General features: G+C 68.9%; 16 protein-coding genes and 1 pseudogene. 3 read left to right on the top strand and 14 right to left on the bottom strand.

Annotated features, from left to right (window positions below; translation table 11 throughout):
• Positions 1-3: 3 nt before the first annotated feature.
• From tsaD to SACXIDRAFT_RS07555, 6 genes are all read right to left on the bottom strand, one after another.
• The gene (tsaD, locus tag SACXIDRAFT_RS07530) at positions 4-1050 is read right to left on the bottom strand and encodes a tRNA (adenosine(37)-N6)-threonylcarbamoyltransferase complex transferase subunit TsaD (protein WP_006237944.1); all 1047 of its coding nucleotides are present in this window, start codon (positions 1048-1050) and stop codon (positions 4-6) included.
• On the bottom strand, positions 1050-1523 hold the full coding sequence (gene rimI / locus SACXIDRAFT_RS07535; RefSeq protein ID WP_006237945.1) for a ribosomal protein S18-alanine N-acetyltransferase: 474 nt from the start codon (positions 1521-1523) through the stop codon (positions 1050-1052). The genes tsaD and rimI overlap by 1 nt, the downstream gene beginning before the upstream one ends.
• Entirely contained in the window at positions 1520-2143 is a 624-nt protein-coding gene (gene tsaB / locus SACXIDRAFT_RS07540; protein ID WP_006237946.1) for a tRNA (adenosine(37)-N6)-threonylcarbamoyltransferase complex dimerization subunit type 1 TsaB, read from the bottom strand. The genes rimI and tsaB overlap by 4 nt, the downstream gene beginning before the upstream one ends.
• Before the next feature lie 240 nt (positions 2144-2383).
• Complete coding sequence (locus tag SACXIDRAFT_RS07545; RefSeq protein WP_006237947.1) at positions 2384-3043, bottom strand: DUF5701 family protein; 660 nt, start codon at positions 3041-3043, stop codon at positions 2384-2386.
• Positions 3044-3146: 103 nt separating this feature from the next.
• Positions 3147-4046, bottom strand: coding sequence for a Vgb family protein (locus SACXIDRAFT_RS07550; protein WP_006237948.1), 900 nt, complete (start codon positions 4044-4046; stop codon positions 3147-3149).
• Positions 4043-4699, bottom strand: a complete 657-nt coding sequence (locus SACXIDRAFT_RS07555) for a CatB-related O-acetyltransferase (RefSeq protein WP_006237949.1) — start codon at positions 4697-4699, stop codon at positions 4043-4045. Before SACXIDRAFT_RS07555 ends, SACXIDRAFT_RS07550 begins: the two co-directional genes overlap by 4 nt.
• A gap of 89 nt (positions 4700-4788) precedes the next feature.
• Here SACXIDRAFT_RS07555 and SACXIDRAFT_RS07560 point away from each other — a divergent pair, with 89 nt between their 5' ends.
• Positions 4789-5427: a TetR/AcrR family transcriptional regulator gene (locus SACXIDRAFT_RS07560; RefSeq protein ID WP_040922082.1), complete on the top strand. Its 639-nt coding sequence runs from the start codon at positions 4789-4791 to the stop codon at positions 5425-5427.
• A gap of 17 nt (positions 5428-5444) precedes the next feature.
• Here the strand turns inward: SACXIDRAFT_RS07560 and tsaE are convergent, their stop codons facing one another.
• From tsaE to xylB, 4 genes and pseudogenes are all read right to left on the bottom strand, one after another.
• Positions 5445-5918: a tRNA (adenosine(37)-N6)-threonylcarbamoyltransferase complex ATPase subunit type 1 TsaE gene (gene tsaE / locus SACXIDRAFT_RS07565; protein WP_006237953.1), complete on the bottom strand. Its 474-nt coding sequence runs from the start codon at positions 5916-5918 to the stop codon at positions 5445-5447.
• 35 nt (positions 5919-5953) lie between these two features.
• Positions 5954-6907: an alpha/beta fold hydrolase gene (locus SACXIDRAFT_RS07570; protein ID WP_006237955.1), complete on the bottom strand. Its 954-nt coding sequence runs from the start codon at positions 6905-6907 to the stop codon at positions 5954-5956.
• Positions 6907-8079 (bottom strand): alanine racemase, encoded by a 1173-nt coding sequence (alr, locus tag SACXIDRAFT_RS07575; protein WP_006237956.1) that lies wholly within the window; start codon positions 8077-8079, stop codon positions 6907-6909. Before alr ends, SACXIDRAFT_RS07570 begins: the two co-directional genes overlap by 1 nt.
• Before the next feature lie 55 nt (positions 8080-8134).
• Positions 8135-9545, bottom strand: a pseudogene (gene xylB, locus SACXIDRAFT_RS07580) (xylulokinase).
• 225 nt (positions 9546-9770) lie between these two features.
• Between xylB and SACXIDRAFT_RS07585 the strand changes: the two are divergent.
• Positions 9771-10556, top strand: a complete 786-nt coding sequence (locus SACXIDRAFT_RS07585) for an SGNH/GDSL hydrolase family protein (RefSeq protein ID WP_006237958.1) — start codon at positions 9771-9773, stop codon at positions 10554-10556.
• On the opposite strand, the gene SACXIDRAFT_RS07590 is transcribed toward SACXIDRAFT_RS07585, so the two are convergent.
• The gene (locus SACXIDRAFT_RS07590) at positions 10528-11967 is read right to left on the bottom strand and encodes an NAD(P)H-hydrate dehydratase (RefSeq protein WP_040922084.1); all 1440 of its coding nucleotides are present in this window, start codon (positions 11965-11967) and stop codon (positions 10528-10530) included. The genes SACXIDRAFT_RS07585 and SACXIDRAFT_RS07590 overlap by 29 nt on opposite strands.
• A gap of 8 nt (positions 11968-11975) precedes the next feature.
• Positions 11976-13838 carry a glutamine--fructose-6-phosphate transaminase (isomerizing) gene (gene glmS, locus SACXIDRAFT_RS07595; RefSeq protein WP_006237960.1) on the bottom strand — a complete coding sequence of 621 codons (1863 nt, stop codon included), beginning with the start codon at positions 13836-13838 and terminating at the stop codon, positions 11976-11978.
• A 316-nt stretch (positions 13839-14154) separates the two neighbouring features.
• On the opposite strand from glmS, the gene SACXIDRAFT_RS07600 reads away from it, so the two are divergent.
• Positions 14155-14985, top strand: coding sequence for a dienelactone hydrolase family protein (locus SACXIDRAFT_RS07600; RefSeq protein WP_006237961.1), 831 nt, complete (start codon positions 14155-14157; stop codon positions 14983-14985).
• Between the two features lie 5 nt (positions 14986-14990).
• Here the strand turns inward: SACXIDRAFT_RS07600 and SACXIDRAFT_RS07605 are convergent, their stop codons facing one another.
• Complete coding sequence (locus tag SACXIDRAFT_RS07605) at positions 14991-15461, bottom strand: hypothetical protein (protein ID WP_006237962.1); 471 nt, start codon at positions 15459-15461, stop codon at positions 14991-14993.
• A 20-nt stretch (positions 15462-15481) separates the two neighbouring features.
• Positions 15482-18028 (bottom strand): WXG100 family type VII secretion target, encoded by a 2547-nt coding sequence (locus SACXIDRAFT_RS07610; protein WP_006237963.1) that lies wholly within the window; start codon positions 18026-18028, stop codon positions 15482-15484.
• Between the last annotated feature and the right edge of the window lies 1 nt (position 18029).

An 18029-nucleotide genomic window follows, 5' to 3' on the forward strand; every position in this document is an offset into this window, starting at 1 on the left:
TCGTCACACGCAGACGGTGCTGACGGGCAGTGCGGGATTCGCCGAGAGATCAAGGGGGCTCGGCGCGCAACCTGCCGCCACGAGGTGCGCGCCGAGCGCCGCGATCATCGCGCCGTTGTCCGTACACAACCGGGGCCTCGGCACCCGCAACTCGATGCCGGCCTCCGCGCAACGCTCGGCAGCAAGACCGGCGAGGCGCGAGTTCGCCGCGACACCACCGGAGATGACGAGGGTGCCGATGCCGGACTCCGTGGCGGCCCGCACAGCCTTGGCCGTGAGCACATCGGCGACGGCTTCCTGGAACGATGCGGCGACGTCGGCGACGGGTACCTGCTCTCCCCTCGCCTGCGCACCTTCGACCCACCTCGCGACCGCGGTCTTCAAACCCGAGAACGAGAAGTCGAAAGCCGGGTCGCGCGGGCCGGTCATGCCTCTGGGGAACGCGATCGCGCCCGGATCGCCCTCCTGAGCAGCTTTGTCGATGGGAGGGCCGCCAGGGTAGGGCAGGCCGAGCACGCGGGCCACCTTGTCGTAGGCCTCTCCTGCTGCGTCGTCCACTGTGGACCCGATCTCCGTGATCTTGCTGGCGATGTCGTCCACGCGCAGAAGTTGTGTATGTCCACCGGACACCAGCAACGCCAGTGATGGTGTGGGCAACGGCCCGTGCTGGAGGGTATCGACGGCGATGTGCCCTGCGAGGTGGTTCACGCCGTACAGCGGGACGTTCAGCGCCGCGGCGTAGGCTTTCGCCGCCGACACGCCGACGAGAAGCGCGCCGGCCAGCCCTGGGCCCGCCGTCACCGCGATGGCATCGACATCGGAAAGGGTGAGGCCCGCGCTGTCGAACGCCCTGCGCACCGTGGGAACCATGGCTTCGAGGTGGGCCCGGCTCGCGACCTCGGGCACCACGCCTCCGAAGCGCGCATGCTGCTCCACACTGCTGGCGACCTCGTCGGCGAGCAGTTCGACGGTGCCGTCGTCGTGCAACCGCACGAGCCCGATGCCTGTCTCGTCGCACGAACTCTCCACGCCCATGATGATCTTGGGCATCAGCCTGTCACCTCCTGCGTGCGGCGGGCGGGCCGCACCATCGTGAAAGCGTCGGCGCCCGAGGGCTGGTAGTACCGCCTCCGGATACCGACGCGCTCGAAGCCGTGTCGCTCGTACAACGTGATGGCGGTGTCGTTGTCCGTGCGGACCTCCAGAACCACCGGGGCGCGCAACTCGTCGGCGCGCGCGAGCAGGGAACGCAACAGCGCAGTGCCGATGCCCTCGCCCTGGCGATCGGGGTGCACGGCGATGGTGTGGAGGCCCCCCTCCCAGTCACCGGGTGTGCCCATCAGAGCGAGGCCGGCGTAGCCGACAAGCATGTCCTGTTCGTCCAGCGCGACGAGGTAGTACCCGCCCGCGTCGAGCTCGGCGTGGAAAGCCGAGGCACTCCACGGGCTGTCGCCGGGAAACAGCAACCGCTCGATCTCCACGCACGCGCGAATGTGACGTCGTCGCAGGGGTTCGAGCCTCACTGCGCCGTCACCCGCTTCCGCGCGCCGGGCACGGTGGCGTCGGGGCGGCGCAGGTAGAGAGGGGTCAGCGGGGCAGGTTCCGCGCGGGCGAGCACGTCGGGAGCCGCGGCGCGGGCCAGCCCTGCGGGGCTCGGTGTGGCCTGCTCGACGTGGCGTACCACCTGATCCAGCTCGGCCGGTTTCGACACGCCCGGGCCGTCGGTTCTGCGGCCGTCGCGGGTGTAGGCCGCCCAGTAGACCTCGCGGCGACGGGCATCCGTGACGACGAGGAACGGCTCGGCGACTCCGGTGTCGTTGACCACATCGGCGGCGATGGCGTCGAGGCTGCACACCGGATAGGCGGGAATGCCGAGGCTGTGCGCCAGCGCGGCTGCCGTGACGATGCCCGCGCGGAGGCCGGTGAACGGGCCGGGTCCCACGCCGCACACCACGGCCTCGATGTCGGCCAGTGTCACGCCCGACCGGCCGACGGCGTCGAGCGCGTGCGGCGTGAGCAACTCGCCGTGCGCGCGGGCGTCGTGCGTCACGCGTTCGGCCAGCACGGTGACCGACTGTTCCCCGAGGTCTACGACACCGGCCGTGACGGCGGGTGTGGCGGTGTCGATGGCGAGTACAAGCACCCCTCGAGCCTACGACCGCCGTTTGCGGGGTGGCCCGGGCGCCCGGTAACAGCATTCAGCCCGCGAAACGCGCTCGGCCGACCGACCGCGGTCGATCGCGTTTCGCGGGCTGAACGCGGTCCGGGGCGCTCGGCAACGATGGCAGGCAGGCCGCCGTGGCGAACTCCCCCGTCCGGCTGGAACGGATCCACCGGCTGCCTCAGGCGGCCGTACCGACAGCATTTAGCCCGCGAAACGCGATTACCCCGCCGCCATCCGGCCTCCCGCCGAGGCCATGCCCAGCCACGTGTGCGGGTTGCGCTCCCAGCACCAGCCCAGTTTGGGGGCGTTCTGGCTGATCCAAAGAGCAGGCACTCGACGGTCGCCGCACCGCGATCCGCCGAGCATGTAGCACTTGTTCTTCACGAGTACCTCGGGGAAGAGCGTCAGGAGTGCGATGCCCTCCTCGATGGTCAGTGCTGTGCGACCGCGATCGGCGATCTCGGCCATCGCGTCGGCCGGCACGGCGCCGCAGAACTCCTCGCCCCGGTTGACGTCCACCACCAGGTAGGCACGTGCTTCCGGCAGTTCCACCACGTCCGTGGCCACGAACCGTGCGAGTGAGCCTTCTTCGAACGAGTGATCGATGAATCCCGGCTTGGTTCTCCCGTGCAGTGTCGTCCTCGGCATGGTCTCCTCGATCGGGACCAACTGCCGCGTCACCACCAGCGCGAACGCGACGCGCCCGCGTTCAGGATCGTGCTCGCCGGTCCCCGCCGCGGCCACGCACTCGCGTAGTGGCGCCACCGCGCTCGCGAACTGCTCGTCCGTCAGACCGGCCGCGTGCGGGTAGCCGAGTTCGACCAGCCGCCCGACCTGCCGATCGAACTCCTTCTCAGCGTCGTGGATCTTCGGAGTCATAGACGCTCCAATTCAGAGTCACCATCAGATGTCGATCTTCGTACCCTGCGACCGCCGAGTCCGCCGAATCGCCTCGGGCGGCTGTTCGCCCCCTATCGGCTCCTCAACGTTTGACCTCGACACGCGCCAGCGCGCCGCTCTCCAGCGCGGCCCACACGGCCCCGTCGGGTCCGACGGTGATGCCGTGCGGTTCGGTGTTCGCACCGGGAAGGTCATGTACCTCGATCACGCCATCGGACGTGATGGAGCCGACGCGGCCCGTCCCCCACTCGGTGAACCACTGTCTGCCGTCGGCACCGGCTGCGATGGCGTGCGGTTTCGCGGCACGGTCGGGCAGCGGATACTCCGTGATCCGGCCTTCTGTGGTGATGCGCCCGATCTGACCCGCCATGATCTCGACGAACCACAGCGCGTCGTCGGTACCGGCGGTGAGCCCGACAGGCCCCGCTGCCTCCGTGGGCAGTTCGTGCACCGTCACTGTGCCGTCGATGGCCATGCGCCCGATGGCGTTCGCCTGGTTCAACGTGAACCACAGCGCACCGTCCGACCCGGTGACGATCATCGACGGAAATGCGCCACGTAGGGGCAGCGGATATTCGGTGATCTCGCCGCTTGTGGTGATGCGGCCGATGCGGTCTGCGTTGATCTCCGTGAACCACAACGCTCCGTCCGGCCCTGCCGTGAGCCCGTACGGTCCGGCTTGCGCCGTGGGCGTGGCGAACTCGGTGATCTCGCCGTCCACGGTGACGCGGCCGATGCGGTGGCCCTGATACTCGGTGAACCACAGCGCGCCGTCGGGCCCGCTGACGATCACGGTGGGTCCACACTCCGGGTCGAGCCGGTGGATCGTGGGCTCCTGACCTGGGACGAGCCGTCCGATGCACCCGGCGCGGGCCATGGTGAACCACAGTGCACCGTCGGGGCCCGTGGTGATTCCGTACGGTCCGGTGCCACTCCCCGAATCCGCGGGCACCGGGTGTTCCGTGATGACAGTTCTCGTCACAGGTTCTGCTCCAGTCCGTGTTCTTCCGCCACGCGAAGGACCTCAGCCGGGGTACCGGCCATGATCGTGCGAGCGTGTTCGGTGACCAGGTCGGCAGGCCAGTTCCACCAGGCGGCACGGAGCAACCGTTCCACGTCGGCGTCGTCGAATCGGGCACGGATCGGCCGTGCCGGGTTACCGCCGACCACGGTGTAGGGAGGCACGTCAGCGGTCACCACCGCGCCTGCGGCGATGATGGCGCCGTCGCCAATCCGCACGCCGGGCAGCACGGTGGCCCGGTACCCGATCCACGCGTCGTTGCCCACGACGGTGTCACCCCTGCTGGGCATGTCGGTGACAAGGTCAAGCGTTCGCTCGGCCCACGCTCCGCCGAACATCGTGAACGGGTAGGTGGACACCCCCATCGTGGGGTGCTCGGCGCCCGCCATCAGGAAGGTCGTTCCGGAGGCGATGGCGCAGTATCGGCCGATGACCAGCTTTTCCGGCCCGTAACCGTAGAGAACGTTGCGGCTCTCGAACTCGGTCGCATGCTCGGGGTCGTCGTAGTAGGTGTAATCGCCTACAACGATCTTGGGTGAGGTCACCAATGCCTTGAGGAAGACCACCCGATCGTGGGCGGGAAGCGGGTGGACGGTCGTGGGGTCTGGCGTCATGTTGTCCCTTCTGGCAAGACGGCAAATCTTTCACAAGCACAAAGTTTTGTCCAGTACTTTTTTAGGCTCGACCCATGTATCTTGGCCTGATGGGAACACGAAAGCAGGGCCTCAGGGAGTTGAAGAAGCACCGGACCAGGGAGAACATCTCGCTGCACGCGACGAGGCTCTTCATGGAACGCGGCTTCGACAACGTGACGATCGCCGAGATCGCCGCCGCTGCGCAGGTCTCCAAGATGACCGTCACCAACTACTTCCCCCGCAAGGAAGACCTGGCGTGGGAGCTCAACGAGCGCTTCGCGGACATGCCGGCGAAAGCCGTCCGCGCCCGGCGACCCGGCGAGGGGGCGCTGGCTGCGGTGCGGCGCGCCTGTCTCGAGCAAGTGGCCGAGCAAGACCCGATGGCGGGGTTCTCCGGGCCGAGTTTCGCCCGCATGGTGGCCGACAGTCCCGTGCTGGTGGCGCGGCTCCTGCACTTCCACGACTACCGGGAGAAGTCGCTCGCACGAGTCCTCGCTGAGGAGACGGGTGCGACCGAGAACGACATCACCCACCGGCTCGTCGCGGCACAACTCAACGCCGTACTCCGGCTGATGTTCGAGGAGACCGTGCGACTCACCCTGGAGGGCCTCGCCAACGACGTGATCACGGAGGAGGTCACTCGCGCCGCAGAGATCGCCTTCGACGCGCTCGAACCGTCATTCGGTGACTACGCGGTGCGGGTCTGACCAGCCGAGTGCAGCGTTTAGCCCGCTAAACGCGCGGCCGACACCCGCGCCACCCAGGCACCGTGCGGTTCGAGGGTCACCACGCGGACATCGTCGGGGCGGCGGTCGAGCCGGACGACGAGATGGTCCTCGGCGAGCCGTTCCGCCATGCCCTCGCCCCACTCGACCACCATCGCGGCGCGATCGAGTTCGGTGTCGAGATCGAGATCGTCGAGCTGGGCGAGATCACCGGCGAGCCGGTAGGCGTCAACATGCACCAGCGGCACACCCGACTCCCCCGCCGGGTGCACACGGGCCAGCACGAACGTCGGCGAACTCACCCGCCCCGACACGCCCATGCCGTCGGCGATGCCTCGGGTCATCGTCGTCTTGCCCGCCCCGAGAGGACCGGCCAGCAACACCAGGTCACCCGCTCGCAGCAGCTTGCCCAGCGCTCGCCCGAACGCCATGGCGGCTTCGGGCGTCGGCAGCTCGACATTCACCTGGGTCACCGATCTCCTCCTGTCAACACGTGGTCGTCGATGCCTCACCGCACCCGGCGAACCAGCTCGGCGAGGTGCCGGTTCACGAGAGCATGGTGCTCCAGGTGCACCATGTGCCCTCCACCTTCGACACACACCAGCTTCGCGCGAGGCACCTCGGCGGCGATGCGCTCGGCATGGGCGAACGGGGTCAGACGATCCGAGTCACCCCCGATCACCACCACCTCGGTGTGCTTCAACCCCGCCAGCGCCGCGTACCGGTTGTGGCTGCCCAGCGTGTCCACGAAATGCGTGAGCTGCCGCACGGGTGTCTCCCGCAACATCTCCAACATGAAGTCCACCAGCTCGCCAGGCACGTCCTGGCTGCCGAACGCGAGCCGTCGCACCGCCGCCCTCGTGAGCTGGCCGCCAGCCGCCCGGACGAACTCCACCAGCCCCGGCTGCCATTCCGCCAGCTCGCCGACTCCTCGCGTGAGCGGGTTGTATTTCGACAGCAGTGAGCGCGGAAGCCCCTGTGCGCCGATCTCCCCCGCTGCCGTGGCGATCAACCCGACGCCCCGCACCCGCTCGGCGAACAGCTCCGGGCAGGTCTGCGCCAGTTCCATGATCACCATGCCGCCCATGGAATGCCCGACCAGCACGACCGGCGTGTCGGCGGCCACCGTCCGCAGCACGGCATGCAGGTCAAGCGCGAGTTGCTCGATGGTGCTCTGCCGCGCGTCCGACGGAGCCGACTGGCCGTGTCCTCGGTGGTCGTAGTAGACGTGCTTGACACCGGGTAACGCCGCCTTCGCCAGCTCCTGGCGCTGGAAGAACCAGCTACGCCGGGAAAGCGCGAAACCGTGCACCGCCACCACCGCGATACGCGCCCGCCCGTCAACCGGCTCGATCTCCTCCACGGCCAGTGGTGCGCCGTCGTCAGCCGCGATGGTGGAGGTCCGGTCGGATCGGGAGCCCGCGAACGGGCCCATCAGCGCACCCTCACCGGAAAGGGACATCACACACTGTCCACCCCGACATAGCGGCGCCGCACTCGCGGCCGGTACATGCCGGTGACGATCTCGTAGTCGATGGTGCCGATCGTGTCGGCCCATTCGGTGGCCGTGGGCATACCGCCCTCGCCTGTGCCGAAGAGAACGACCTCGGCACCGAGTTCCGGCTCGTCGTCGCCGCAGTCAACGACGAGCTGGTCCATGCACACCCGCCCGGCGACCGGCCGTCGCACACCGCCCAGCCACACACTCATCCGGCCCGACAGGGTCCGTGGCACGCCGTCCGCGTAACCGACCGGGACCAGCGCGAGCGTGGTGTCGCGGGCCGCCGTCCACGTGTGCCCGTACGACACGGACTCACCCGCACTGACTCGCTTGGTGAGCACCACGCTCGACCGGAACGTCATCGCGGGCCGCAGGTCCTCCTCCTGCTGCGGAACCGGATTCAGCCCGTACACCGCGATGCCCGGTCTGACGAGGTCGAAGTGCAGGTCGGGGCGGGTGAGCGTGGCAGCCGAGTTGGCCAGGTGCCGCAGCGGCGAGAGCCCTGCCTCGCGTGCCACGTCGTACGCCGCGGCGAAACGCCGCGCCTGCGTGTCGATCGAGGGGTGCCCGGGCTCGTCCGCACAGGCGAGGTGCGACCACAGCCCCACGACCTCGACGTTCTCCTCGGCCGAGGCGGCCTTCACAAGACCGGGCCACCGCTCTGCGGGGCAGCCGTTACGGGACAATCCTGTGTCGATCTTGAGGTGGATTCTGGCGCGGCGGCCGATCTCACCGGCGGCATCGGCGACTCGCGTCAATTCGCCCGCGGAACTCACCGAGACGTCGATGTCGCTCCGCACCGCAGCCGTGAAGTCCACGTCGGGGGTGTCCAGCCAGCTCAGCAACCGGCTGGTGATCCCTGCCTCCCGCAGCGCGAGGGCCTCGTCGAGCGAGGCAACGCCCAGCCAGGTTGCCCCGGCGTCGAGCGCAGCTCTTGCCACCGGGACGGCACCGTGGCCGTAGGCGTCAGCCTTCACGACCACCATCGTCTCCGAGCCGGACGCGGCAGCCCGGGACGCGAGCAGCCGCACGTTGTGGCGCACGGCCGCGAGGTCCACCACGGCCTCCGCGCGGGGCAACGACGCCGCGCTCACCGGGTCACCCCACAGAACATGATCGAAAGCCTTTCTCATCACGCCGAGACGCCTGTGACGACGCGCCGGTCACCCCAATGTACCCATCGGGCGGTCAGACGTCGTACACCCGGCGACGGGCCTCGGCATGACGTGCTCTGAGCTGTCCGCCGATCTCCGCCGCGGCGCCGGAGGGCGCCGGCAGTCGCACGGCGATCTCCGTTTCCCAGCTCGGCGGCTCCGGAGCCTGCGCCAGTGCCCACGCGGCCTGGCGAGCGGCACCGATCGCCACATGCTCGCGCGGTCGCGGCACCGAAACCGGCACACCGAACACGATCGGCGCGATCGCACGCACACTTTCCGACTGCGCCGCGCCACCGATGAGGAGCACCCTGCGCACCATGATGCCGTGCTCGCGCAGGGCGTCGAGTCCCGCGGCGAGCCCGCACAGCATTCCCTCGACGGCCGCTCGCGCGAGATTCTCGGGCGTCATGTTCGCGCGGCGAAGTCCGAACAGCGAGCCGGCCGCGGCGGGCAGATTGGGGGTCCGTTCACCGTCGAGGTACGGCAGCAGAGTCAGGCCGTCGGCGCCGGCGGCGGCGCTCAGCGCGAGCCGGTCGAACTCGGCGAGCCCGACATCGAGCATGCCCGCCGTGGCGGTCAGGACACGCGCGGCGTTCAGCGTGCAAGCCAGCGGAAGGTAACGGCCGGTGGCGTCGGCGAAGCCGGCGACAATACCGGCCGGATCGGTCGCGGGTGACTCGCTGACACCGAACACCGTGCCGCTCGTGCCGAGCGAGACGACCACGTCGCCCCCACCCGCGTTGATCGCCAACGCGGCGGCCATGTTGTCGCCGGTACCGGCGGAGACGAGGATCCCGCCGGACGTTGTGTCCCGCCGGCTCGGAGGGCCGCAGAACCCGGGGGAGTTCCGGACTTCGGCCGCCGAAGGCGTGACCGAGGAGGTCCGTGCGGTACACGTTCTTCACGGGTGAGAAGTACCCGGTGCCCGAGGCATCGCCACGGTCGGTGACCGGCTCCCCGCCGGTCAGCCGCCAGGTCAGCCAGTCGTGCGGGAGCATGACCTTGGCGACCCGGTCAGCCGCATCCGGTTCGTTCTCGGCGAGCCAGCGGAGCTTCGTGACCGTGAAACTGGCGACCGGTACGGAGCCGACCGCCTCCGCCCACACCTGTGGCCCCCCGAGTTCGTCGACGAGGTCGGTGGCTGCGGTGGCCGAGCGGGTGTCGTTCCACAACAAGGCCGGGCGAACCATCTCGCCGCGGTCGTCCACGGTCACCATGCCGTGCTGCTGACCCGCGACGCCGATGGCTGCCACACCGTCCAGGATTCCCCCTGTGGCGGACGTCAACGCCGACCACCATTCGGAAGGTTCCACCTCGGTGGTGTCCGGGTGCTCGGCGCGCCCGCTACGCACCACAGCGCCCGTCCGGGCATCGCACACCATCACCTTGGTCGATTGCGTGGACGAGTCCACACCCGCCACCAGAACGTCGTTGTCGCTCATGGTGCACGAGCTTGACGGTTCTCCACCCCCAGGTCCATGCCCGAAACCACTTTCGGCCGTGTGGCGGGGCCACCGACCGCGTTTTGCCCGCGAAACGCGCATCCTGCGGGCGCCGCGTTGAGCGGGCGGAATGCTGTTCGCGGCCCCGCCCCGCCACCGGACGGCGGCTATAGTCGCCGCGGTCGGCATTGACGGTGGCTTCTTCTCGACCGCACGGAGGCTTGCATGGCTTACGCCAGATACGTCGCGATCGGAGACAGCCAGACCGAGGGCCTCGGCGACCCTGACGGCAAAGGTGGCTGGCGCGGCTTCGCGGACCGCCTCGCCGACGTTCTCGCCCACGCGGCCACCGACCTCCGTTACGCCAACCTCGCCGTTCGCGGTCGTCTCGCCCACCAGGTTCGTGAGGCACAACTCGACGCCGCGATCGCCCTACGGCCCGACCTCGCCACAGTGGTCGCGGGCATGAACGACCTCATCCGGCCGTCGTTCTCCGCAGCGGCCGTCGTGGCGTGCCTCGAGGACATGTTCGCCTCGCTCACAGCCACGGGCGCGCGGGTGGCTTCCCTCACCTTCCCGGACCTGTCGCGGCTCTCGCCGATCATGCGGCCACTGCGCAACCGCGTGCTCGACCTCAACGCGGGTATCCGCACCGCCGCCGCCCGGCACGGCGTCGTACTCGTCGAGACGTTCGGGTACTCGGTGACCACCGATCCCCGGTTGTGGAGCCCCGATCGCATCCATGCCAGCCCGGTCGGTCACGCCCGGATCGCCGCCGCGTTCGCGGATGCCCTCGCGCTGCCCGGCAGCGACAGCGGCTGGTCGATGCCACTGCCCGGCACCCGCAACAGTACAGTCGCCGACACCGTCGCGGCGGAGCTGCGCTGGTTCTCCTCATTCCTTGGGCCGTGGCTGTACCGGCGCCTCCGGAACCGCTCGTCAGGCCACCAGCTCACCGGGAAACGCCCCACGCTGGCTCCGGTCACCCCGCCAGCGCACGGGCCTGCCTGATCGCGTCAGGCACAGCGGCCAACAACCCGGAAGCCGACGTCGGAACACCGCCTGCCGCGAGTTCACCCGCACGCGCATGCACGTCGGCGGCGACGCCCGCAGCCAGCCACGGGTCGATGCCGGCGGCGAGCAACGCGCCGATCAGCCCGGACAGCACATCACCCGACCCTGCCGTGGCGAGCCACGATCCCCTCGGCCGATTCACCAGAACCCGGCCGCCGGGATCGGCCACGAGCGTGCAATGGCCTTTCAACAGCACCACAGCGCGGAACCGCCGCGCCGCCTCACGAACGGCCGCCACGCGGTCGGCCCCCGGTGCCGCGCCCGTCAACCGCTCGAACTCCCCGTCGTGGGGTGTGAGCAGCAACGGCGTGTCCGGGTCACGGGCGTCGAGCACCTCGGGGTGCCCGGAGATGATGGTGATCGCGTCCGCGTCCGCGCACACCGGCACACCCTGCCCGAGTGCCGTCGCGAGCACGTCCCTTCCCTCACGGCCCGTGCCGATACCGGGGCCGACGACCCACGCTTGAACACGGCCGGCGTCGGTGATCGACCCAGTCGCCACGACCTCAGGCCAGTGCGCGCGCACGACGTCCGCCGCCGGTCCCGCGTACCGGACCATCCCGGCCGTGGCGCGCACGGCCGCCGCAGCGGCCAGCACCGCAGCCCCCGGATACGTGGACGAACCGGCCGCCACACCGGTGACGCCCTGCGTGTACTTGTTGTCGTGCGGCTGCGGCAGAGGCCAGGCTGCGGCGACGTCGGCGGCGTCGAGCTGCCACAGATCCGCCTCACCGAGTTCGCCGCCGAATCCGATGTCAACGACAACGGTGTCGCCGCAGTGCCGCGGGTTCAGCACATGCACCGGCTTGAGCGCGCCGAAGGTCACCGTGCACGTCGCCCGAACTGCGGGACCCGCGACCACTCCCGTGTCGGGGGCGACCCCACTCGGCAGATCGACCGCGAGTACAGGAGCGGTGACCCTGCTGAAGACCTCGGCGGCATCGGGGCGAAGCGGCCCCTCCGCCGAGATGCCGACCACCCCGTCGATGATCAGATCAGCGTTCTCGACGACGCTGCTCCCGGCCCCCCGCACCCGACCGCCCGCACGCCGCAGCGCGGCGAGTCCCGCCGCGTGTGCCTTCTCCGGCCGCAGCAACACCGCCGTGACGGCGGCTCCGCGCCGCCGCAGGAAGTAACCGGCCCACAAAGCATCGCCACCGTTGTTGCCCGCACCGACGATCAGCACGACTCGCCTGCCGACGACCCGGCCCGTGTGCTCGGCAAGGAGTCCAGCCGCGCGCACGGCCACCGCGTACGCGGCCCGCCGCATCAGCGCACTCTCCGGGACACGCGCCGACAGCCGTTCCTCCGCCGAGCGCACCTTCGATGTGGTCCAGATGCCTCGCACGGTGGCCGCTACTCGACGGTGACGGACTTGGCGAGGTTACGGGGCTTGTCAACGTCGTAACCCCGCGCCCGCGCGATCTCCGCGGCCAGCACCTGCAACGGCACCGTGGAGACCAGCGGCTGCAACAGCGTCGGCACGGCAGGCACCTCGACGAGTTCGTCCGCGAACGGCCGCACCCGGTCGTCGCCCTCCTCGGCGATCACGATGGTGCGCGCGCCACGCGCCTGGATCTCGCTGATGTTGGACACCATCTTGGCGTGCAGCACGGCCCGTCCCTTGGGTGACGGCATGACCACCACCACGGGAAGGCCCTCCTCGATCAGGGCGATGGGACCGTGTTTCAACTCACCCGCCGCGAAGCCCTCCGCGTGCATGTAGGCGAGTTCCTTCAGCTTCAGCGCACCCTCGAGCGCGACGGGGAAGCCGACGTGCCTGCCGAGGAACAACACGGCTCGCGAGTCCGCCATGCGCCTTCCCAGGTCACGCACCTGGTCCACAGTGGACAACACCTTCGCGACGGCGGATGGCATGGCCTCCAACTCGGCGAACTCGCGCGCCACCTCGTCCGGATATTTCGTGCCACGGGCCTGAGCGAGCGCGAGACCCACGAGGTAGTTCGCCGCCACCTGCGCCAGGAACGCCTTGGTGGAGGCGACTCCGATCTCGGGCCCGGCGTGCGTGTACAGCACAGCGTCGGACTCCCTGGGGATCTGCGCGCCGTTGGTGTTGCAGACGGCGAGCACCCTGGCCTTCTGCTCCCGCGCGTGCCGCACGGCCTCCAGCGTGTCGGCTGTCTCACCGGACTGCGAGACAGCCACCACGAGTGTGTCGCGGTCGAGAACCGGGTCGCGGTAGCGGAACTCGCTCGCCAGTTCCACCTCCACGGGCAGGCGGCACCAGTGCTCGATGGCGTACTTGGCGACGAGCCCCGAGTGGTAGGCGGAACCGCACGCGACGACGAACACCTTGTCAACGTCACGCAGGTCCTGGTCCGTCATCCGCTGTTCGTCGAGCACGATGCGGCCCGACTGGAAGTGGCCGCGAAGCGTGTTGGCGAGGGCGTCGGGCTGCTCCTCGATCTCCTTGAACATGAAGTACTCGTGTCCGCCTTTCTCGGCGGCCGAGAGGTCCCAGTCAACGGTGAAGGGCTTGCCGACGGCAGGGTCACCGTGGAAGTCGGTGATCTCGTACCCGTCGCGGCTGATGACCACGAGCTGGTCCTGCCCAAGCTCGACGGCGTCGCGCGTGTGCTCGATGAAAGCCGCGACGTCGGAGGCGACGAAAGTCTCCCCCTCACCGACTCCGACGACAAGGGGGGAGGAACGCCGCGCGGCGACGACGAGGTCCGGCTGGTCGGCGTGCGTGACGACGAGTGTGAACGCTCCTTCGAGCCTGCGGCACACGGCGCGCACGCTCGCGGGCAGATCACCCTCGGTCTCGCCGGCGTCGTACGCGCGGGCGATGAGGTGGGCGGTGGTCTCGGTGTCCGTGTCGCTGGTCAGCTCCACGCCTGAGTCTTCGAGTTCCGCCCTGAGCGCGGCGAAGTTCTCGATGATGCCGTTGTGCACCACCGCGACCCGACCCGCCGAATCGCGGTGCGGGTGGGAGTTGCGGTCCACCGGTGCGCCGTGCGTGGCCCAGCGGGTGTGCCCCATGCCGGCAGTGCCTGCGAACGCCGCCCGGCCTGCGGCTTCCAGTGCGGCCTCGAGATTGGCGAGTCGTCCCGCCTTGCGCTCGACGACCAGCGCATTGCCGTCCGTGAGCATCGCGACGCCGGCCGAGTCGTAGCCGCGGTATTCCATGCGGCGAAGACCACCGAGAACCACGTCGAGTGCCTGCCGATGACCGACGTATCCCACGATTCCACACACGCCCCTCAGCGTAACGACACAAGAAACGGCCGCATCCCGGGCACGGACAGCCGTCGCCAGGCGCACGGCCCTGGCGGAGCGAGGGTGGCGGGCGCCACGTTTAGCGGGCTAAATGCTGCCGCCCGGGGCGCTCGCCCCTGCCGGGCGCTGTGTTCGAGATCGGCCACGTCGGTGTGGGCCTCGAAGCGGCCCCGGCTGCCCCGCGACGCGGACGCCGAGGAACACGGCTCCAAGATCGCGCCCGGAGCGCGTTTCGCGGGCAGAATGCGGTTCGGGCACCGCTGCTCCCCCTCCGAGGGTCGGCTAGTCTCCTGCCATGGCGAGCACGGCGAAGCGGCTACTCGAACAGCTCACACACCCGGGCCCGCACGACGTGCTACGCGGTGATCTCGCACTCGTCGGCCTTCCCGGCGTCGTTTTCACTCCCCGAGCCGGTCTCGACCTTCCTGCCGTCGCCTTCGGGCATGGCTGGTTGCAGCCTCCGGGCCGGTACCACGGTCTCCTCCGCCATCTCGCGAGCTGGGGCATCGTCGCCGCGGCGCCGGCCACACACCGCGGCATCCTGCCTTCCCATCGGCTCCTTGCCGCCGACCTGCGGACGACACTCGAGATCGTGACGACCCTTCGCCTCGGGCGCGACGGCATCAGCGTCAACCCAGCCAAACTCGGCCTCGCAGGCCACTCGATCGGCGGAGGCGCCGCCGTCCTCGCCGCAGCTCGAGGCGGCAACCAGGAAGGGCCACGGATTCGCGCCGTCGCCACAGTCGCCCCTGCTCAGACCATGCCCCCCGCGACTGCGGCCGCACTCGGCATCACGGCCTCCGGCCTGCACCTCGCGGGCGAGGACGACCTGCTCGCGCCAGCCACCGGCAACGCCGAAGCGATCAGCAAGGCATGGGCCGGCCCGGTACAGCTCCGGATCGTCCCGAAGATGACCCATCTCGGTGTGACCGAGGGCGCGCATTGGAGCCAGATACTGCTGCAGGGAAAACCTCAGTACTCGGTCCAGCGCCACGTTCGGGCACTGTTCACCGCATTCTTCCTCGCCGAACTGACAGGCGACGAAACCTATCGTGAACTGCTGGACAGCGACTTGAAAGCCGCCCGCATCGCCTACGAGAACGAGGCGACTCGGACGCCGGCCTGAACCGGTTATTCCATCCAGCTGTTGTTGGAGAAATCGTCGTCGTCGAAATGGTTCGGCTGGCGGTTCTCCCGCCGCGGTGAAACGCTGTTCGGCTGCGACTGAGCACGCGGGAACTCCATGGCTGGAGGCGTGGGAGGCGCCACAGGCGCAGGTGGCACCGGCCGTTGGGGCGCGGTGTCCTCCTCGATTCCCTCACTGGCGCCGAAGTCGTATGTTTCCTCAGATACCTCACGGCGCTTGAGCCATTGGTTCTTCGCGGCGGCATCGTCCTGCGCCTGCTGCTGAAGGTACTCAGCGCGCCGCTTGTCCGCTTCAGCGATATGTGTGCGCATCGCCTGCAGGTGTTGCTGCGACCGCTCAGCCAGTTTCTCCGACGTACGGCGGGTGTGTTCCGCGATGGCCTCAGAACGAGCCCTGGTCGCGGACTGGATCGCCCGAAGCCGCTCGATGAACGTCGGATCAGCCTTGGACGTCATCTGTATCGCCTTTCCCGATTTCAGCGGGTGAAGCGCACGGGTACCTCGTCGTCATCGCCGAGAACACCACTGATGCGCAACGAGGCCCCCGACATTTCGAAGATGTTGCCTTCGATGCGGTAAGCGCCCGTCGTCCGCTCCTGATCATCGTTTTGCCCGCCCCCGGCGCCGCCCATGGCACCCATGCCGCCCATCATTCCCATTCCGCCCCCCATCGAGGCAGCGGCGCCGTTGCCGTGTGACATGCCGGCGGCTGCGTCACCGCCAGGGGCCACGCCGAGCCCGGCCCCCGACGGGCGAGACTGGTCAGTCGTGTCGGGCTCCTGCCCCAGGGCGAAGTCGCCACCGGCTCCTCCACCGCCGAAGGACGACCCGCCACTGCCTCCCGAGACAGCCTGTGGGTGCGTCGCGCTGGAGGAGTCGCTTTCGCCGCCGTTCGAGGGGACACCTCCCGCGCCTTCCCCAGCGCTCGCAGCGGCGTCGTCGGCTGTCGCCCCCGGCGCAGCGCTGGACGCGACCGCGCTGCCCCCGGCTGCGCCGCTGGAGTCCGGCGTCTCGCCGCTTTCCGCGGGCGAAACGCGGTGAGGGCTGCCTCCACCGTCCCCGCCACCGGCGCTGCCCTCGACGCGTGAAGTTTCGCCCGCGAAACGCGGGTCGGACGCCGGGGCGGAATCCTCAGGCACACCGTCGATCTCACCCAGCGCCGGTTGCCCTTCGCTCTCGCTGCCGCCGAGCGTGTAAGTGACCGGCTCACCCTTCCCGTTGTCCACGGTGACGACGGTCGGGCCGCCTGGCCCGTCAGGCTGCTCGGCGACGATCTGGAGGTCCCCGTCCTTGATGCGGATCTTGCCGTCGGGGCCCGGCCGGTGGGACTGCTGGCCCGATTCCTCGGACCCAGTAGGTCCGAAATCGTCGGCGCCGCCGTGCCGTGGAGCATCGTTCGGTGGCTCGTCAGCCGAGAAGTCGAGCCGGTACTCCCCGAGTTCGCCGTCACCACCCTCGACGGTGATACTCATCTCCCCGTTCTCACCGGGTTCCGTCATGGTGAATTTCTGTTCACCTTGTTCGACGGTGAGGGTTCCGGGCGCATCGGCATCCTTGATCGCGTCTCCGGTCTCCGGATCGATCGGGTAGGGTCTGCCGGTCTCCGGATCTGTCTCGAGTGGCTCACCGGTGACGGGATTCTTCGCCGGTTCCGCGTTGTCCGGCATGAGGTCTTCGGTACTCGGCATCCCCGCGCCTCCACCCGGCATGCCGCCGCTGGGCGCGCCACCACCGGGCATACCGCCACCCGGCATACCACCACTTGGCATGCCGCCGCCCGGTACACCACCCGGCTGGCCACCGGAATCGGGCAACGCGGGCTGCCCGGCGTCGCCTCCCTCACCGACCCCGCTGAACGGATCGGCCTGAAGTACCTGCCCCAGGCCTTGCACAATGACGCCGTAATTGGCGTTAATGGTCTCGACATAGGTTTTGGCCTGGGCATGCACACTGCTCGCCTGCTGCTGGTATCCCTGACAGAAAGCGGTAAGGGCGTTCTTTGCCTCATCGACAGCAGCTTGCAGATCCTCGACAAAGGAGGAGAGAAACGACACGGTAAAGCTATTGGCTGCCTCGATTAACTCCTGTGACGTCGTCACCGTCTCGATGCTTGCATCGACGTCAGCGACGGTCATACCGCCGATCGTGCCTGTGCCGTAGATTCGGAAGAGTTCCTCGGCGAAGGCGACGACCGCGTCCTCCTGAGTTGCTGTCGCCGCGGCAAGTCCCCCGGATGCAGCGGTCAGCGCATCCGTGAGCGTCTCAGCCCCAGTTGAAAGATTCTTGTTGACCTGCTCGGCAGCCGCCTTGGCATCGCCCGTCCAGTCGCCAGTCTCCTTCCAGGCGGCGTTCAGCGCCTCGGCCTTGTCGGCAACGACACCGTGCGCAGCCCGCAGCATCTCCGCGTCGGCCCGGAAGGCAGCGAAATCGATTCCCCGGAACTCGTCCAGCCCATTGCGAAGACTCTGCGGATCGATTCCGGAATGGGTGTACTCCGCCTTGCCCATTCCTTCGCCCTCACCGGTGAACGCGGCCCCGTCAACGGTCGGAGGTCCGGATGTCTCTGTCTCCGCGACGACGGGCAATGTGACCAGCTGGCGAGCCTGCTCGTAGCGCGGATAGAACTCCTCGAACATCCGAATGACGCTTTGCGCCTGGTCGATGATCTCGTCCGAGGTGGAGAATCCGCCTCCGCTCAGGCTTTCGTGCGCGCGCCGCACATCCCCGTCGATGTTCTCGCTACGGGCAATGCCAAGTGCCGACCTCGCGTTTCGCAGGTTCTCGTCGATGTCCCTGCCGCCCCATTTGACGTCGGCGGCATCGGCGCCTGCCTGTGGCGCGTAGCGGTCGATTTCCTCGTCGCTCAGCCTCCCTGCGTTGGACAACGCGTACAGGAAGTTGTTCTTGACCTCGGGAGAAACGTCTTCGTCGTCGAGCATTTGCCGCATGTAGTCGAGCTCTTGCGGCGTGAACTCCTCGTTGGCCCGGGTTTGCAGTTCATGTTGCCGGAATGGATCACGCACC

This window comes from Saccharomonospora xinjiangensis XJ-54 (assembly GCF_000258175.1).
GTDB lineage: Bacteria > Actinomycetota > Actinomycetes > Mycobacteriales > Pseudonocardiaceae > Saccharomonospora > Saccharomonospora xinjiangensis.

Coding starts and splice junctions, on each gene's coding strand:
- tsaD (WP_006237944.1), bottom strand. CDS start 1,050: ATGCCCAAGATCATCATGGGCGTGGAGAGTTCGTGCGACGAGACAGGC.
- SACXIDRAFT_RS07545 (WP_006237947.1), bottom strand. CDS start 3,043: ATGACTCCGAAGATCCACGACGCTGAGAAGGAGTTCGATCGGCAGGTC.
- SACXIDRAFT_RS07555 (WP_006237949.1), bottom strand. CDS start 4,699: ATGACGCCAGACCCCACGACCGTCCACCCGCTTCCCGCCCACGATCGG.
- SACXIDRAFT_RS07560 (WP_040922082.1), top strand. CDS start 4,789: ATGGGAACACGAAAGCAGGGCCTCAGGGAGTTGAAGAAGCACCGGACC.
- SACXIDRAFT_RS07570 (WP_006237955.1), bottom strand. CDS start 6,907: ATGTCCCTTTCCGGTGAGGGTGCGCTGATGGGCCCGTTCGCGGGCTCC.
- alr (WP_006237956.1), bottom strand. CDS start 8,079: ATGAGAAAGGCTTTCGATCATGTTCTGTGGGGTGACCCGGTGAGCGCG.
- SACXIDRAFT_RS07585 (WP_006237958.1), top strand. CDS start 9,771: ATGGCTTACGCCAGATACGTCGCGATCGGAGACAGCCAGACCGAGGGC.
- SACXIDRAFT_RS07600 (WP_006237961.1), top strand. CDS start 14,155: ATGGCGAGCACGGCGAAGCGGCTACTCGAACAGCTCACACACCCGGGC.
- SACXIDRAFT_RS07605 (WP_006237962.1), bottom strand. CDS start 15,461: ATGACGTCCAAGGCTGATCCGACGTTCATCGAGCGGCTTCGGGCGATC.